Source organism: Cytobacillus sp. FSL W8-0315, assembly GCF_038002905.1.
In the GTDB taxonomy this organism is placed as follows: Bacteria; Bacillota; Bacilli; order Bacillales; family Cytobacillaceae; genus Cytobacillus; species Cytobacillus pseudoceanisediminis.
The window spans coordinates 1754846-1771987 of record NZ_JBBOOC010000001.1 but is presented as its reverse complement, the minus strand read 5'-3'; the positions used below and the strand labels follow the sequence as shown (position 1 = coordinate 1771987).

Annotated in this window: 15 protein-coding genes, 1 tRNA gene, 1 riboswitch and 1 other annotated feature (1 of these 18 running past the window's edge); of the genes, 1 reads left to right on the top strand and 15 read right to left on the bottom strand. The window is 41.6% G+C overall.

From position 1 onward, the window contains the following. Positions 1-168 (bottom strand) — a binding site (T-box leader); it reaches 88 nt to the left of the window's first position. Between the two features lie 467 nt (positions 169-635). From MKY20_RS08990 to MKY20_RS08930, 13 genes are all read right to left on the bottom strand, one after another. Then, positions 636-712 (bottom strand) — tRNA-Arg (locus MKY20_RS08990). Positions 713-856: 144 nt separating this feature from the next. After that, positions 857-1375, bottom strand: coding sequence for a metallophosphoesterase (locus tag MKY20_RS08985; RefSeq protein WP_019383250.1), 519 nt, complete (start codon positions 1373-1375; stop codon positions 857-859). Then, positions 1372-1983: an XTP/dITP diphosphatase gene (locus tag MKY20_RS08980; RefSeq protein ID WP_019383251.1), complete on the bottom strand. Its 612-nt coding sequence runs from the start codon at positions 1981-1983 to the stop codon at positions 1372-1374. Before MKY20_RS08980 ends, MKY20_RS08985 begins: the two co-directional genes overlap by 4 nt. A gap of 1 nt (position 1984) precedes the next feature. Next, positions 1985-2755, bottom strand: coding sequence for a ribonuclease PH (gene rph, locus MKY20_RS08975; RefSeq protein ID WP_009333179.1), 771 nt, complete (start codon positions 2753-2755; stop codon positions 1985-1987). Positions 2756-2930: 175 nt separating this feature from the next. Further along, a complete protein-coding gene (locus tag MKY20_RS08970; RefSeq protein WP_009333180.1) occupies positions 2931-3998 on the bottom strand; it encodes a GerMN domain-containing protein in 1068 nt (355 codons plus the stop codon). Between the two features lie 170 nt (positions 3999-4168). Then, positions 4169-6310 carry a DNA helicase RecQ gene (gene recQ / locus MKY20_RS08965; RefSeq protein ID WP_251174731.1) on the bottom strand — a complete coding sequence of 714 codons (2142 nt, stop codon included), beginning with the start codon at positions 6308-6310 and terminating at the stop codon, positions 4169-4171. Positions 6311-6591: 281 nt separating this feature from the next. Next, positions 6592-7386, bottom strand: coding sequence for a glutamate racemase (racE, locus tag MKY20_RS08960; protein WP_019383254.1), 795 nt, complete (start codon positions 7384-7386; stop codon positions 6592-6594). A gap of 10 nt (positions 7387-7396) precedes the next feature. After that, entirely contained in the window at positions 7397-7855 is a 459-nt protein-coding gene (locus MKY20_RS08955) for a MarR family winged helix-turn-helix transcriptional regulator (RefSeq protein WP_009333183.1), read from the bottom strand. 158 nt (positions 7856-8013) lie between these two features. Next, the gene (locus tag MKY20_RS08950) at positions 8014-8238 is read right to left on the bottom strand and encodes a helix-turn-helix domain-containing protein (protein WP_009333184.1); all 225 of its coding nucleotides are present in this window, start codon (positions 8236-8238) and stop codon (positions 8014-8016) included. 147 nt (positions 8239-8385) lie between these two features. After that, positions 8386-8850 (bottom strand): acyl-CoA thioesterase, encoded by a 465-nt coding sequence (locus MKY20_RS08945; protein WP_251266944.1) that lies wholly within the window; start codon positions 8848-8850, stop codon positions 8386-8388. Positions 8851-9246: 396 nt separating this feature from the next. Then, positions 9247-10014, bottom strand: coding sequence for a succinate dehydrogenase iron-sulfur subunit (gene sdhB, locus MKY20_RS08940; RefSeq protein WP_009333186.1), 768 nt, complete (start codon positions 10012-10014; stop codon positions 9247-9249). A 3-nt stretch (positions 10015-10017) separates the two neighbouring features. After that, a complete protein-coding gene (gene sdhA, locus MKY20_RS08935) occupies positions 10018-11778 on the bottom strand; it encodes a succinate dehydrogenase flavoprotein subunit (protein WP_009333187.1) in 1761 nt (586 codons plus the stop codon). A 141-nt stretch (positions 11779-11919) separates the two neighbouring features. Then, on the bottom strand, positions 11920-12528 hold the full coding sequence (locus MKY20_RS08930; protein WP_009333188.1) for a succinate dehydrogenase cytochrome b558 subunit: 609 nt from the start codon (positions 12526-12528) through the stop codon (positions 11920-11922). A gap of 349 nt (positions 12529-12877) precedes the next feature. Between MKY20_RS08930 and MKY20_RS08925 the strand changes: the two genes are divergently transcribed. Beyond that, entirely contained in the window at positions 12878-13330 is a 453-nt protein-coding gene (locus MKY20_RS08925; RefSeq protein WP_009333189.1) for a YslB family protein, read from the top strand. Positions 13331-13391: 61 nt separating this feature from the next. Here the strand turns inward: MKY20_RS08925 and MKY20_RS08920 are convergent, their stop codons facing one another. Together MKY20_RS08920 and uvrC are read right to left on the bottom strand one after the other, a co-directional pair. Next, a complete protein-coding gene (locus MKY20_RS08920; RefSeq protein ID WP_251174730.1) occupies positions 13392-14621 on the bottom strand; it encodes an aspartate kinase in 1230 nt (409 codons plus the stop codon). A 190-nt stretch (positions 14622-14811) separates the two neighbouring features. Further along, a riboswitch (Lysine riboswitch) is annotated at positions 14812-14991 on the bottom strand. 128 nt (positions 14992-15119) lie between these two features. Further along, positions 15120-16913, bottom strand: coding sequence for an excinuclease ABC subunit UvrC (uvrC, locus tag MKY20_RS08915; protein ID WP_009333191.1), 1794 nt, complete (start codon positions 16911-16913; stop codon positions 15120-15122). Positions 16914-17142: the final 229 nt, after the last annotated feature.

The following is a 17142-nucleotide window of genomic DNA, read 5'->3' as shown; positions in this document are numbered from 1 at the left end:
TGTCCGTTTTGATAACGGGTGAAGAACACCCGGCAGCCCCTAATCGATCATCTTTCAGGACTGCGCTCAGAGGTGAGTTCATTTTAAGAGGGCATTACCGGTTTTCAGCAGGTCCGGCTCTCTGTGAATGCCTGTCATAAAACTACTTATCCTCTTCTACGCTTTTCATATTCTGATTTCAACCTCATTACACTAACGCTTTAAACCGTTGAATTATTAAATAAAAAAAACCCAAGAAGCTTATTACAAGAATGTTTTCACTAAGATGAAGGTTATAATTCTATTTAACTTAAAGGTGTGAATTTCTTATATTGAGGACTATCTTACGCCCATTTTTATCAGCCGTCAACACCCTTTTTATGAATTATTTGATAATTTCGATTAGTCTGTTTTTGTGTATCCGCTTACATTGTTGATATATTCACATTCTCTGGGACAAAAAAATTTTAGATAATTTTTTTATGAAGGGGTATAACAGCTGAAATTGGTTTAAATTTAAGAGGTTTTAAAATGGCTTAAGTACTGAAGGTTCCACTGGCAGACTACTGTTATTAAAACTAAATTAAAAATAAAAAAACTCACCAAAAAGGTGAGTAAGAATTCGGTAAGATATGTAGTGCTGCCAGATGTGTAAATGGCGTCCCAGGAGAGATTCGAACTCCCGACCGACGGCTTAGAAGGCCGTTGCTCTATCCAGCTGAGCTACTGGGACGTATTGAATATTTTTTCTTGATTGAGATTAATTAACTCAACGACAAGATTTATTATATTAAACAAATGTTAAGAAGTCAACACTTTGTAAGATATTTTTTTATTATTGAGGGAAGACTGGCTTCCCTCAGTTATTATATTCAAATTACTCGCTTTTTACCAGTGAAAAATTTTGTGTCAGTTCAGGAATTTTCCCATTAGATAAGTCATACACATCCAGTGTAACATCCTTTCCCCTGGCTTCCAGTATGACATATGTTTTTTCCTTTCTTCCTCTGGGCAGCCATATGCTTCCGGGGTTAATAAATAATATCCCATCGGACATTTCAGCTCCCAGACCGTGTGAATGGCCAAAGCATACGATATCTGCTTCCATTTCACGTGCCTTGTATGATAGATTCATTAAGGTAGACTTAACGGAATATCTGTGGCCGTGTGTGACGAAAAAGCGGAGTCCCCCAGCTTCTTCTACTCTATCCTCCGGGAACGCTGCCTCAAAGTCACAATTTCCTCTTACAGCAGCGTAGCCTCTTAATGAGTCATGATCTGCCTGAAGCTCAGAATCTCCGCAATGAATCATCAAATCCATATCAGGATGCATTTCGCGGATTTGGCTGAGTTCAGAGGTTAACCCATGGCTATCACTGACTATCAGAACCTTCATGAGTTCTCAGCTCCGGTCACAAAAGAAGGAAGCAGCTCCTCCAGCTTTTTGAGAGCATTCGCCCTATGGCTGATCTGGCTTTTTTCCTCCGGCATTAATTCAGCCATTGCTTTGTTTTTTTCTTCTGTAAAGAAAATAGGATCATAGCCAAATCCATTAGTCCCTCTTTTTTCTCTTAAGATATGGCCTTCACAAGTTCCTGCAACTGTTACAGTAGTTTTTCCGGGTGCAGCGATTGCAAGAGCACAATAGAACCGCGCCTGCCGCTTATGATCCGGAATACTTTCGAGCTCATCCAGAACCTTTTCCATGTTTTTCTGGTCGTTTTTTTCTTCTCCTGCATAGCGGGCTGAATAGATGCCTGGCTTTCCTCCAAGCGCATCAATGATCAATCCTGAATCATCGGCAATTACCATTCTTCCAAAAGCTTCAGAAACGGCTTCCGCTTTCAGAATGGCATTCTCTTCAAACGTGCTTCCTGTTTCCTCTACATCGTGAAAATCAGGATAATCCAGCAGCGTTTTAACTTCATACCCAAGAGGTTTGAACATCCGTTCAAACTCTCTGGCTTTGCCTGCATTTTTAGTAGCGATAATCACTTCCTGCATGCTATGACCTCCCCTCCAGCTTTTCTCTTTTACTTAGAATACTTTCTGTGATTTTCTCTCCAAGCGCAGCCTTTTGAAACTCAAACAGCTCTGATATCCCTTCCTGTGCAGCACCCAGCATTTCCTGCAGCTGGGTATAAGAAAAAGTCGCTTCTTCTCCCGTTCCCTGAAGCTCCACAAACTCACCGCTGCCAGTCATAACGACATTCATATCTACTTCCGCTGAGGAGTCTTCAATATAATTCAAATCCACTGCAGCCTGCTTATTTTTAAGAATTCCCACGCTTGTGGCAGCAAGGAAATCATTGATTGGGTAGTGAGCAAGCTTCTTGCTGCTGTACAGTTTATCCATCGCCTGTGACATAGCGACAAAGGCTCCTGTAATAGATGCTGTCCGGGTCCCTCCATCCGCCTGGATTACGTCGCAATCAAGCCAAACCGTTCTTTCGCCAAGCGCATCAAGATCCACCACTGCGCGGAGAGCACGGCCGATCAGACGCTGGATTTCCATTGTTCTACCTGAGATTTTCCCTTTTGCCGATTCCCTGATGTTTCTCTGTTCGGTTGCTCTTGGAAGCATGGAATATTCAGCTGTTATCCAGCCTTTCCCCTGTCCCCTCATAAAAGGAGGGACCCTCTCATCGATACTTGCTGTGCAAATCACCTTCGTGTCTCCCACAGTTATAAGCACAGAGCCCTCAGGATGCTTTAAGTAATCTGATTCAATATGTATAGGCCTAAGCTGCTTCGGTTCACGTCCATCTGCACGCATAAGCTGATTCCCCCTTCTTTTCCATATGTAAAAAAATAATTTATCCAGAGCATCGCCCTAAGTATGTTTTTGTCCAGGTACATTGGCATGCCTTCATTTTACCAACAAAGAAGAGGCGGCATTAAATGCCAACCTCTTTTTCCTGTTATTATATAGTATAACAAAATCTGCTCTATTAAAAACTTCCTGTATTCACATTTTCAGGACGGGTTACAGGCTCAGATAGTTTTTGGCCATCCTCATTGACAATCTCTGCTTTGCCATCGACTGTGACAGCCACGCTTTCGATGCCCTTTTGTTCGGTCAGTGAAAGGACAAGTGTATTCAGCAAGTGCTTGGAAATCATTTTCTCTTCGAAGCTGCTGAAAACATTCTCATTGAAGTTTAATGTGACTTTTCCTTCTTCAACTTTTGGAGCCTCAAGCAGCTCTACATCCGGAAGGAAGTCTGTCACCAGATTGGAAGCATAGTTCGGCCCCTTTATCAGTTCGGATACAACCGCTTCAACTTTATTGTCCATATCATTGCTGACACGCTTGGTGACAGGCACGTAATAATAGTTTTCTTCATCCCCGCCCAGATAATAAACGGTAACCGGCTTCGTATTCGTGATATCCACTACTTCCGTTGTATCCATGTTTATTCCATTGGCTCTGCTTAACGCCGAACTGACCGGAGTGCCATTCACAGGCATCTCCTTTAATTCATGTCCGTTTAATGTCAGCTTAACTTTATCAATGGAATCAAATTGTGTAAGTGTCCAGGTTACTGATTGGAGAATTTTCTTTTCATCCTCCTTAGCATATTCCTTAAATTCTTTTGAAAAATCGACGGTTGCAACTTTATCTTTAATATTTACCGAAACTTTTGTATCAGCCGGAAGGACTGCACGGAAATCATTAGGAAGAAATTCTGTAACAGGACCGTTTTCTACCAGGTATTCTAACGCCTGTGTAGCAACTGAATTAGTTTTTGGCAAGTCAATAGTCTGGGGAACGACATACCCGTTCTTATCAATCAAGTAAAGCTCTGTTTTAAGATTTGCCGTAACACCCTCTTCATTTTCGGCTGTTTCTTTTCCAGCTGTTTCTTCGGCTACACTCTCGCCTTCATCGGTATAAGATACTGCTTTTGGCGGATCGACCTTTTCCTTCCCCTGGCTTCCGAACAATCCGCATCCTGATAATAGAACAGATGATACCAGCACAGCTGACACTATAGACGTTTTTTTATTTATAGACATACATAATCCCCCCTGAGACAGTTTGTACTACATGTATACGAGCCTATCTGAAATTTAGACCGGCTTTTGGGATAAAAGTGTTAATAGATTTTTGACAAATTTGGACAAACCGAAAGAAAGGTTTGAAATGGCATCCATTAAAAAAGAAGCCCCCATAAGGAGCTTCTTTGTCATATTTGTTTCTGCAGTTCATCTTTTACCAGGACGGCTTTGATTTTAAAATAATCTATTTCTTCCGGAAGTTCTTCTTTGATTGGTTTAAGTTTGTCTCTTCCAGCTTTTTCAGCAGCCTGTAAAACGAGCTTTTCTTCAGTTTCATTGAATATTTCTGACCAGTCAATTACATTGCCTTCTCTGACAGAGCGAAATATATGCTCTTGAATTGTTATCGGTGAGAAATTTCGCTTTTTGGCTATTTCTCTTATTGAATCTCCATCCTTGTAATAGTCAAAGGAAATCAGGTAGCTTGGGCGATCATCTATTGGTTCCTCTGTTTTTGAAGGTGCTTCTGCAGCCGGATTAGGCGAAATATTATGTTCTTCGGCAAACTCTCTGATAGCCTGGATAAAGTCTTCCCCATACTTTTCATACTTCATTTGCCCTACACCTTTAATATTTAACATCATTTCCTTGCTGACTGGAAAATACCGGCTCATTTCTTTTAATGATGCATCAGCAAATACTACGAAAGGAGGGACATTTTCCTCATCTGCAAACTTTTTCCTGAGCTTTCTCAGCATCTCGAAGAGCTCAATGTTTTCATCTGTTTCCTGAACAGGCACCGGTTCGCTTATTTTCATAAATAATCTTTTCTGCCCCTTCAACACGGGAACCGCACTGGCTGACAGCCTTACTGTTGGATATTTCCCATCTGTTAAAGCCAGATAGTCCTCGGCCAGAAGATAGTTTATCATATCAGCAATCTCTTTTTCTTTGCGGTTTTTCAGCAATCCAAATGTTGAAAGTTTATTAAAATTCATTTCGCGGATTCTCTTATTATTGGAGCCTTTTAAAACCTGGGCTGTCAAAGTAATGCCAAATCTTTCTCCCATCCGCTTAATGCATGAGAAAATCATTAATGCTTCCTGAGTAATATCCATGCTTGTCCGTTCATCCAGACAGCTGCTGCATTTGCCGCATCGAATAGGATCGGCATTTTCATCAAAATATTCAATGATATAGGACTGGAGACATTTTTCTGTATGGCAGTAATTCACCATATCCTTTAGCTTGCTGTATTCCTGCTCCATTTTTTGTTGATTCAGACTGCTCTCCTCTATCAAAAACTTCTGCAGCTGGATATCCTGAGGGGCAAACAGCAGGTAGCATGTACTATCCACGCCATCTCTGCCAGCCCTCCCCGCTTCCTGATAATAGGCTTCAATGTTCCGCGGAAGATTATAGTGGATGACAAATCTGACATTGGATTTATCAATCCCCATTCCAAAAGCATTCGTGGCGATCATAATGTCTGATTCATCGTATACAAAGGAATTCTGTGCTTCTTTTCGTTCTTCTTCCTTTAAGCCTGCATGATACTTGGCAGCTGAGCAGTTCTTGCTTTTTAAAAATTGGTACAGCTGGTCCGTTTCCTTGCGGCTTGAAGTATATATAATTCCCGCTTCGTTTTTATGTTTCTTTATGGTCTGCAATATAAAGTCCCTTTTGTTAACACCTTTCAAAACGTGGAAAGATAAATTCTCCCTTGCAAAACCGGTAATAAACGTATGTTCCTCTCCTATGTTTAAAAGCCTGCGAATATCCTCTGCGACGTCACGTGTTGCTGTTGCTGTCAAAGCAGCGATTACAGGTTTCTGGTACAGGCTGTTTAGCTCTTCGACAACGGAACGATAACTTGGTCTGAAATCATGTCCCCATTGAGAGATGCAGTGCGCCTCATCAAAGACGATAGCACTAATTGAAATATCGTTTAATAATTCCAAAAAGGCCATGGAACCAAATCGTTCCGGCGCCACATACACGAGCTTATATTCACCATTGCGTATTCCGGCCATAACATGCTGATACTCAGCTGAAGACAGCGTGCTGTTGATAAAAGCAGCCGGGATGCCGGCAAGGCTAAGAGCATCTACTTGATCTTTCATCAGGGAAATTAAGGGAGAGATCACAATGGCCGTTCCGGGGAGTACAAGAGCGGGTATTTGGAAGCAGATTGACTTTCCGCCTCCAGTTGGGAGAATGCCAAGAGTATTGTTTTGAGAAAGGATATTTTGAATAATATCCTGTTGGCCAGGGCGGAAAGAGGTATATCCAAAATATTTTTTCAGATAGTTTTCGGCTTGTGCCAGCAAATTGATCACCAACTCAACTAATATAATTTGTCTATCATTCTCATGATACCAAAGCTTTTTTAAAATGTAATCCTAAAAGAAAAGCGGAAGCGCCTTGCCCGCGAAGGAACGCAGACTAAGAACGCCACGTCCTGTGGCAACGTCTGCATGACCCCCATCCTGGGGGCCTCACCTCGAGGGGCTGGGCAAGGCGCTGGAGCTAGACAGTTATCCGCGTTCAAAATTTTATACTTATCTTAAAAAAACACCTTCTGAAAAAGTTCAGAAGATGTCTGCATTTATTAAAGCGATATTTTTTCTACGGTATTTACGGGAGACCCCAGCCATTTTGAAGCAATTTTAGAAAAAATGGCTGTTGAGCCCGTTGTGCAGAATTTATATTCAGGGTTCTCAGCAACAGCTTTTAGCATTCCATAGTGATGCAGAATGGTACTTGCTTCCCTTGCTGTTTCCTCACCGGAACTGATGACATTTACGTCTTTTCCCATTACATTTTTTATAATTGGTTCTAATAAAGGATAATGGGTACACCCGAGAATGAGTGTATCCATTCCTTTGCCTTTAATAGGCTGAAGAGTCTCAGCCACGATTTTTTTGGCAACAGAGCCTTCATACTCCCCGCTCTCTACAAGAGGAACGAATTTAGGGCATGCCAGACTATGCACATCAGATCTCCTGTTTAACTGAATCAGCGCATTTTCATATGCCTTGCTTCTGACTGTGCCTTCTGTGCCAATGACACCAATTTTATGATTTTTTGTTACTTTTATAGCTGTTCTGGCCCCAGGGAAAATGACACCGATAACCGGTATCGTGAGTTCCCTGCGTATTTCTTCAAGGGCTACAGCAGTAGCAGTATTACAGGCAATGATCAGCATTTTAATATTTCTTTCAAGCAAGTATTTCGTCATTTGCCAGGTAAAAGATTTTACCTCGTCACCAGGCCGGGGGCCATAGGGGCATCGGGCTGTATCTCCAAGGTAAACAATATCTTCATTTGGCAGCTGCCGCATGATTTCTTTTGCGACTGTTAAGCCTCCGACTCCGGAGTCAATAATTCCTATAGGTTGTTTCACAAGTACCGCCTCATTCTCCTCGCATATCATGGTGTAATTTCATTAAGTTATCTTTTAGGAACAAGACCTCATTATGTGAAGAATTTTTTAAAACTTCTTTTAGATAATCCTGGCGTTTTTTTATAACTTCTTCAATAATCCGTTCTCCTTCTTCAAGCAGGTGGATCCTGACCACTCTTCGGTCATTTGGGTCTTTAACCCTCTTCACAAGGGTGTTTTTCTCCATTCGGTCAACAAGATCTGTTGTCGTGCTGCATGCAAGATACATTTTGTTTGATAGCTCACCGATGGTCATATCGCCTTCTTCAAAAAGCCATTGCAATGCAACAAACTGAGGAGGGGTAATGGTGAAATCACTTAGAATTTCCCTTCCCTTCTGCTTGATAATGCCGGATATGTATCTTAAGTCTTTCTCAATTTCAGCTACAACATCATTTATTTCATTTGTTTTAGGATCTTCAAGCTTCATTCTTAAACACTCCCATTTAAGCTTATACGACGTTTTCTGCCCTTGTGCATTTATTTTCACCTTTTTCCGTATAAATTTCAAGATAGAAATAAAACCAATAATGAAAAACCCCTTTATAAATGTGATAACCGGCTTCCCAGAAGGATAGCCGGTCTAAATTAAAGTTCTAGCTCTCCCATTCGAAGGAGCTCTACAACAGCTTGTGATCGCCCCTTTACACCAAGCTTTTGCATGGCATTGGAAATGTGGTTCCGAACCGTTTTTTCACTTATAAACAATTCACCAGCGATTTCCCTTGTTGTTTTATCTTGTACTAACAATTCGAATACTTCTCTTTCTCGTTTGGTGAGTAACGGCTTGTGAGTATATTCATTCTCCTTCAAGTATTGTAACCCTCCTTGCCTTTCGCCAGCTATGAACCGCGGGATGGGTATATATTTAGTCACCATATCATATGTCAGCAAAACAGCCGAAGTGACTATATTTAGTGAAAGGAGAAAGTTATTTTCAAAAATGTGCCATTTGTGCCGCTAGGCTCGTACTTTAACCCCGCTTTTCAGCATTTCTTTCATCTCTGCGGTCCAAGGCACACCCTTGCCTGTCACCTTTGATATCTGCACCATCGTGCCCCTGCCGGTGAAGCAAACTGAACCGTCTGATTTCTTGCCCATATAATGAAGATCAACAGAAGAATTACCTATCGAAGCAGCTTTTACATAAATTTGTATCTCTTCATCAAAGAAAAGCTGGCAGATAAAATCGCATTGGAGGTCTGCTACGACTGGTATGGTTTCATTATTATGTTTTACCCAGTCCTGCATAAAGCCTTTGCTTTTGAAAAATTCTATCCGTGCTTCTTCATAATATGTGAATGGAACGGTATTGTTCAAATGTCCAAACATATCTGTTTCAGAAAATCTGACTTTTACTGGATGGAAGAAAATGAATTCTTCTTCCCATTTTTTAAAATCGTCAATATAGCTCAATTTTTTCATGGCAGTTCCTCCCGGCTATTAATGAATGAGCGCTCACTCTGTTATATTTCATTATAGTATTTTTGGAATTATTTGAAAACCTTTCAGCATGTGTTAAAATATTGTGCCTCTAATCAAATTTATGGAAAATTAATTCTGCCCGTTGATTTTCCGTTGCTGGTAATCAAGCTTTCCCACGGGGCTGCCGACGCTTCGCGTCTGCGGCCCTCCCATGGTACGCTACTTGCGAAGGACGTTGAATAAACTTCCTTGAATCCACACCGCATGAAGAAAATGCCATGCATTTTCGAGGATCTCGCGCCTTCCACTCCACTCAGCTCAGTGGTTAAATTTAATTAGCTGCTCAAAGAAACCTAAAAAAACCCCTCTCCAAAAAGGAAAGGGGTTTTAAGATGTTTAGATCTGATCGCTTCCAAAGAAGTTTTTGAAAGACTGGAATGTTGTATCGCGGTTAAGTGCCGCAATGGATGTTGTTAAAGGAATGCCTTTCGGGCAGGACTGTACGCAGTTTTGAGAGTTTCCGCAGTTGGCTAGTCCGCCATCACCCATAATTTGCTCCAGGCGTTCTGCTTTATTCATTTCACCAGTTGGGTGAGCATTGAACAAACGAACCTGTGATAAAGGAGCTGGCCCAATAAAGTCAGATTTGCTGTTTACATTCGGGCATGCTTCCAGACAAACACCGCATGTCATGCACTTTGACAATTCATATGCCCATTGGCGCTTTCTCTCAGGCATACGCGGTCCTGGTCCCAAATCATAAGTACCATCGATTGGAATCCACGCTTTAACCTTTTTCAAGGAGTCAAACATACGGCTTCTGTCTACCTGCAGGTCACGGACTACAGGGAACGTGCGCATCGGCTCAAGACGGATCGGCTGTTCCAGCTGATCTACAAGAGCCGTGCAGGACTGGCGGGGCTTTCCATTAATAATCATTGAACATGCACCGCAGACTTCTTCAAGACAGTTCATATCCCATGCGATTGGAGTAGTATGTTCACCCTTCACGTTGACCGGATTACGGCGAATTTCCATAAGGGCAGAAATAACATTCATATTTGGACGGTAATCTATTTCAAACTCTTCCTGATAAGGGGCTGAATCAGGAGTATCCTGGCGGCTGATTACAAAACGGACTGTTTTAGTTTTTGTTTCTTGCATGGATTAATTCTCCCCTTTCTTTTTAGAATAGTCACGCTTACGCGGTTTTATTAAGCTTACATCAATGTCTTCGTAATGGAATGCAGGAGCGGAATTTGCATCAACAAACTTCGCCATTGTTGTTTTCATGAATTCCTCATCGTTACGCTCTGGGAAATCCGGCTTATAGTGTGCACCGCGGCTTTCATTACGGTTGTATGCACCAATTGTAATAACACGAGCCAATTGAAGCATATTCTGCAATTGGCGGGTAAAGCTTGCACCCTGATTGCTCCACTTCGCAGTGTCATTAATATTGATGTTTTTATAGCGCTCCATAAGTTCAACAATTTTTTCATCTGTTTTCAAAAGCCTGTCATTGTGGCGTACAACCGTTACATTATCTGTCATCCATTCACCAAGCTCTTTATGAAGGACATATGCATTCTCTGTGCCATCAAGAGACATAATATTATTCCATTTTTCTTCTTCCTGTTTTACGTGGCGGTCAAATAATGATGATGGCAGATCTTCAGCACTCTTATCAAGGCCGCTGATATATTTGACAGCATTCGGACCTGCTACCATACCGCCGTAAATGGCTGATAGAAGGGAGTTTGCACCCAGACGGTTGGCACCATGCTGTGAATAATCACATTCACCTGCAGCAAATAGGCCAGGAATATTCGTCATCTGATCATAGTCCACCCATAGTCCGCCCATTGAATAGTGGACAGCAGGGAAGATTTTCATTGGCACTTTACGCGGGTCTTCACCCTGGAATTTTTCATAGATTTCAATAATTCCGCCAAGCTTAATATCAAGCTCTTTAGGATCTTTATGGGAAAGATCAAGATAGACCATGTTTTCCCCATTAATGCCAAGCTTCTGGTTAACACACACGTCAAAAATTTCACGGGTTGCAATATCACGAGGCACCAGGTTTCCATAAGCAGGATATTTCTCTTCAAGGAAATACCATGGTTTGCCATCTTTATATGTCCAAACTCGTCCGCCTTCACCACGCGCAGATTCACTCATTAGACGAAGCTTATCGTCTCCCGGAATAGCGGTTGGATGAATTTGAATAAATTCTCCATTTGCATAATAAGCACCCTGCTGATAAACAATCGAGGCAGCTGAGCCTGTGTTAATAACAGAGTTAGTGGATTTCCCGAAGATAATTCCAGGTCCGCCGGATGCCATAATAACGGCGTCAGCAGCAAAAGACTTGATCTCCATAGAAGTCAGGTTCTGGGCAACGACACCCTTACAAGCTCCATCATCGTCGATTACTACCCCTAGGAATTCCCAGCCTTCGTACTTTGTTACTAAGCCTGCAACTTCATGGCGGCGGACCTGCTCGTCCATCGCGTAAAGAAGCTGCTGACCTGTCGTAGCACCAGCGAATGCTGTACGGTGATGCTGTGTACCGCCAAAGCGGCGGAAGTCAAGCAGCCCTTCAGGGGTACGGTTGAACATAACACCCATACGGTCAAATAAGTGAATAATTCCTGGTGCTGCCTCTGCCATCGCTTTAACAGGCGGCTGGTTTGCCAGGAAGTCTCCGCCATAAATTGTATCGTCAAAATGAATCCAAGGAGAATCGCCTTCCCCTTTTGTATTTACTGCTCCGTTGATGCCGCCCTGGGCACAAACAGAGTGAGAACGTTTAACCGGCACTAAAGAAAATAATTCAACCGGAGTCCCTGATTCTGCAACTTTAATTGTCGCCATTAAACCGGCTAATCCGCCGCCGACAACTATAACCTTTCCTTTACCCATAGTGACTCACTCCCTAATTACTAGTACAACTTAGAAAAGCGCAGAGCGCCTGCCTATCGCGCTTAAAGCCAGACTGCTTCTCAAAGCTGCAATATTATTGGCACGTTATAAATCCGAAGTCTAATAGTCTTTTATTGTCTTTTAAATGAATGCTGTTAGAGCACGTACACCAACAATAGATAGTGCAATGAATATTCCGATCGTTACATACGTGGAAATAACCTGTGAACGAGGAGATACTGTAATTCCCCAGCTGACAAGGAATGACCAAAGCCCATTAGCAAAGTGGAAAATTGCAGAAATGACTCCAATAATATAGAACCAGAACATAAATGGATTAGATAGGATGTTCTCCATCATCTGAAAGTTAACATCTGCTCCAAAGGCAGCCTGTACACGTGTTTCCCAAACATGCCATGCAACAAAAACCAGTGTAATGACACCTGAAACACGCTGCAGCATAAACATCCAGTTTCGGAAGTATCCATACCTGCTTGCGTTATTTTTTGCAGTAAAAGCAATATAAAGTCCATAGATTGCGTGGAACAGCAAAGGTAGATAGATTACAAACGTTTCAAGGAATATTCTGAATGGAAGACTTTCCATGAAATGCGCTGCATTATTAAAAGATTCCTCTCCCCCTGTTGCAAAATGGTTCACTACAAGGTGCTGCACCAAAAACAAACCAACCGGTATAACCCCAAGTAATGAATGCAATCTGCGATTAAAAAACTCACGATTACCTGCCATAAACTTTCCCCCCCTGATTTTAAAAAAATGATGCTGAGCCCCCGCTCAGGACATCATCTCGAAAATGTTATTCATTTTCTTACAATTATGTGACATGTCCATTTTACTCCCAAGATAATAGAGCGTCAAGAAAACGGATACATAAAATGTTCCATATTAATAAAATTTTTAAAAAATATTAGCGGCTAAAAAACATATATTATTCTGCAGTTCAATATGACCCAGTTGCTGCTCTCCAGTATACTGGAATAGTAATTATTTCTATGCAAATCGTTCTATTTTTTCCCGAATTGATATTAACTCTCTCAGCATATTGTATATAATAGAATCATAGAAAGAGGGGAGACTATTGAGCGAATTAGCATCTGCGAAATCCACTAATGAAGATCACATACAGTCAGTTCCGGTTTTTGGCTATGAACTAATCCGGGAAGTGCTGCTGCATGACCTTTTGGGAAATGAAGCACCGGAAATTTTATATTGGGCAGGCAAAAGGATCGCACGCATGTATCCTCTGGAAACAGCCGGCCAGATTGCCGAGTTTTTTATAAACGCCGGCTGGGGAAATCTTTCCATCGCAAACGAATCGAAAAATGAAATTGAAATGGAATTATCCAGCCAGCTGATTACAGACCGCTGCAAAAAAAATCATAACTGCACCTTTCAGCTTGAGGCCGGATTTATAGCCCAGCAGATTGAACTTCAAAAAGAAGTCATTTGTGAGGCATTCGAACATCCCCGCAAAAAAACTGGCAAAATCCTTATTACAGTGAAGTGGGATAAAAAGGATCCTGCTGAGTAATATCATATGTACAAACAATAAGCTATCAATTTTGATAGCTTATTGTTTGATATTCCTGGAATTAAGCCTTAACCGGAGAAACCGACAGATTGAATGCATCATGCAAAGCATCAACTGCATCAATCATTTTGCTGTTTTCAACAACCGCCGATACTTTAATTTCTGATGTGCTTACCATTTTCACCGTTATTTCATTCGCGGAAAGCACTTCGAACATTTCTGCAGCCACACCCGGATTGGAAATCATGCCTGAGCCAACAATCGAAACCTTAGCAAGGCCCGATTCCCATTCAATTCTGTCATAATTTAATTGTTCTCTATGCTTTTCCAGCACTTTTACTGTATCTGTGAGATCTTCATTCTTTATTGAAAATGAAAGGTTTGTCGTCTGAGCCTCTGTCATGCTCTGGATAATGATATCAACGTTAATGCGATTTTTGGCAAGCGCCGAGAAAATAGTAGACAATCCAGTCATTGAATTAGGAAGACCAAGAATCGTCACCCTTGTTATATCATCCTCAAATGCCACACCGCGCACGACTAAGTTTTGTTCCATTTTTACTTCCTCCTCAATGATTGTTCCGGCTTCCTTCTCAAGGCTTGAACGCACTTCAAGGGGAAGTCCATAATTTTTCGCAAATTCGACTGCTCTTGGATGGAGCACACCTGCCCCCAAATTGGCCAGTTCAAGCATTTCATCATAGGAAACAGAATATAATTTTCTGGCATTCTTTATAAAGCGGGGATCTGATGTAAATACCCCGGTTACATCAGTATAAATATCACATTTATCAGCTTTAAGTGCTGCAGCCAGTGCAACAGCCGTTGTATCAGATCCGCCCCGGCCAAGTGTGGTGATGGAACCATCTTCAGTCATCCCCTGGAAGCCTGCCACAATTACAATTTTCCCCTGGTTTAATTCACCCTTAATGGTACCTGGATCAATATTCACTATCCTCGCATTGCCATGGACTGCTTCTGTTTTAATGCCTGCCTGCCACCCTGTAAAAGAAACGGCGGGATGCCCTTTCGCATTTAAAGCCATTGCCAATAAAGAGATGGTCACCTGTTCGCCGGTTGTAAGCAGCATGTCCATTTCCCTTTTATCAGGTGAGGGGGAAATCTCCCTTGCCATGCCAACCAGCTGATCAGTTGTTTTGCCCATTGCCGAAACAACTACAACAACATCATTTCCCCGATTTTTTTCTTCAATTACCCGATTGGCAACATTTTGAATTCTGTCTACAGTCCCCACGGAGGTGCCCCCGAATTTCTGCACAATGATTCCCACAGCTTTCCCTTCTTTCTAAAGAAATAGTAATTTTGTGATTTGCCGTCCTATGTAAGTGAAGCATATCAGTTCACTCTGCTGTATTTGACAATGGCCTTAACTCTAAAATACCCTTTTGGGCAATAAAAAAAGCAATGGAATAGTTTACTATCCCATTGCTGTGCAGCCAAAGTATAAAAATGAGCAAACACAGTGAGATAGCTCTCCAGGACGGCATTGTCCTGACAATCCTGCATTTATTCAATGCAGAACCAGCAGAAAAAATGATGAGATTTTCTCCACTTCGGCGAACGTACCCTTTCAAAGCTTTTCATGGAAGCTCATTCTTCTCCAAGCTTTTACTGATGAAGTTCGCACCTCTACCTTCACTTAACGATTCGGTTCATAGTCCCAAAACTTTGTTTGAACTAAATGAACATACGCTTTATCGCTATAAAGTGATATTGATATAAAGTTTGAATTAGTATAACATATCTGAAATTTTCTGTCTATATCCATTTATGACTTAGGATTTCCATTTTGTTCCTCGAGCCTCAACTTCAATTCCTCGGCAACATTCTCAGGAATGCCTATTTTCCTATACTCCTCTATTGGTGCTTCTTTCATTTTCTTTACAGATCCAAAGGCTTTCAGCAGCTGTTTCTTTCGTTTTTCTCCTATGCCGGGAATATCATCAAGAATAGACTGAAAGGCATTTTTCCCGCGAAGCTGGCGATGAAAAGTAATCGCAAAACGATGAACCTCGTCCTGAATTCTCTGAAGCAGATAAAATTCCTGGCTGTTCCTTGCAAGTGGAATAATTTGAAGCGGATTACCATATAAGAGCTGAGAAGTCCTGTGCTTTTCATCCTTCACCAGGCCAGAAATCGGAATATCCAGACCGAGCTCATTTTCAAGCACATCCCGTACAGCTTCAACATGCCCTTTTCCCCCATCAATCATGATTAAGTCCGGAAGCGGCAGCTCTTCTTTCAGTACCCTTGTATATCTGCGCCGGACTACTTCTCTCATGGATTCATAGTCATCAGGGCCTTTAACAGACTTAATCTTATATTTACGGTATTCTCTTTTCTCTGGTTTGCCATCAATAAAGACGATCATGGCTGAAACAGGGTCCGTTCCCTGGATATTTGAATTATCAAATGCTTCTATCCGGTGAGGCGTATATATTCCAAGCTGATCCCCCAGATTTTCTACAGCCTTAATTGTCCGTTCTTCATCACGCTCAATTAAAGAAAACTTCTCCTGGAGAGCAATTTTTGCATTTTTATAAGCAAGCTTCACCAGGTCCTTTTTTTGCCCTCGCTGCGGTTTTAGCACCTTAACATCCAGAAGCTGTTCTGCCATTTCAGCATCAACCGAATCCGGTGCCAATATTTCTCGCGGTTTAAAGTGGTTTGCTTTTGTATAAAACTGGCCGAGGAAAGTTAAGATTTCTTCTTCCGGCTCATTATAAATAGGGAACATTGATACATCTCTTTCAATGAGTTTACCCTGTCTGATGAAGAATACCTGAACACACATCCATCCTTTATCAACCGCATATCCAAATACATCCCGGTCGGTAAAGTCTGTCATTGTCATTTTTTGCTTTTCCATTGTTGCATCTATATGGGCAATTTTATCCCTAAGCTCCTTTGCCCTTTCAAAGTCCAATTCTTCAGCAGCTGCTGTCATTTTTGCAGTCAGGTCTTTTTTAATCTCTTTGTATCCGCCATTCAAGAATTTTGCAATCTCGTCTGTCATTTGCTTATATTGGTCTTCACCTACGGCCTTCACGCATGGCGCAAGACATTGGCCTAAATGATAATAAAGGCAAACTCTGTCCGGAAGAGTTGAACATTTGCGGAGAGGATAAATTCGGTCGAGCAGCTTTTTTGTTTCATTGGCAGCCTGCACATTGGGATATGGTCCGAAGTATTTTCCCCTGTCTTTTTTTACTTTTCTGGTTGTAATTAGACGGGGATGGCGTTCGGCCGTCAATTTGATAAAAGGGTAACTTTTATCGTCCTTCAGCATTACATTATATTTCGGATCATATTTCTTGATCAGATTCATCTCAAGGATCAGTGCTTCCATATCTGAAGAAGTGACAATGTACTCAAAATCTACGATCTCATTAACAAGTCTTAATGTTTTTCCGTCATGTGAGCCTGTGAAATAGGATCTTACACGGTTTTTCAGGATTTTTGCCTTCCCCACGTATATGATGGTACCCTGCCTGTCTTTCATCAAATAACATCCCGGCTGGGCAGGAAGCAGCATCAGTTTATTTTTTATCGTATCATTCATGGCACTACACCTCCCCGGTTAAAACTTTTTATTGAAGTTCAATTTATTCATTGTTTGGCATAATCATTTTGGGGTGAAAGCTAGTATAATACTTTGTTTGCGCTGGCAGCAAACCAATATTATTTAGCCGCTAATATGCAGATGGCACATTATTACCATCTTATTATATCAGCCTGGAAACCTGCAGCATAACAACAAAACCCATATGACAAAAAAATCCCGATGTCCT

What these genes read in the sequence shown, in the direction of transcription:
- MKY20_RS08985 (WP_019383250.1), bottom strand. Translation starts at nt 1,375, where the DNA reads ATGAAGGTTCTGATAGTCAGTGATAGCCATGGGTTAACCTCTGAACTC.
- MKY20_RS08980 (WP_019383251.1), bottom strand. Translation starts at nt 1,983, where the DNA reads ATGCAGGAAGTGATTATCGCTACTAAAAATGCAGGCAAAGCCAGAGAG.
- rph (WP_009333179.1), bottom strand. Translation starts at nt 2,755, where the DNA reads ATGCGTGCAGATGGACGTGAACCGAAGCAGCTTAGGCCTATACATATT.
- MKY20_RS08970 (WP_009333180.1), bottom strand. Translation starts at nt 3,998, where the DNA reads ATGTCTATAAATAAAAAAACGTCTATAGTGTCAGCTGTGCTGGTATCA.
- MKY20_RS08955 (WP_009333183.1), bottom strand. Translation starts at nt 7,855, where the DNA reads ATGAAGCTTGAAGATCCTAAAACAAATGAAATAAATGATGTTGTAGCT.
- MKY20_RS08945 (WP_251266944.1), bottom strand. Translation starts at nt 8,850, where the DNA reads ATGAAAAAATTGAGCTATATTGACGATTTTAAAAAATGGGAAGAAGAA.
- sdhB (WP_009333186.1), bottom strand. Translation starts at nt 10,014, where the DNA reads ATGCAAGAAACAAAAACTAAAACAGTCCGTTTTGTAATCAGCCGCCAG.
- sdhA (WP_009333187.1), bottom strand. Translation starts at nt 11,778, where the DNA reads ATGGGTAAAGGAAAGGTTATAGTTGTCGGCGGCGGATTAGCCGGTTTA.
- MKY20_RS08930 (WP_009333188.1), bottom strand. Translation starts at nt 12,528, where the DNA reads ATGGCAGGTAATCGTGAGTTTTTTAATCGCAGATTGCATTCATTACTT.
- uvrC (WP_009333191.1), bottom strand. Translation starts at nt 16,913, where the DNA reads ATGAATGATACGATAAAAAATAAACTGATGCTGCTTCCTGCCCAGCCG.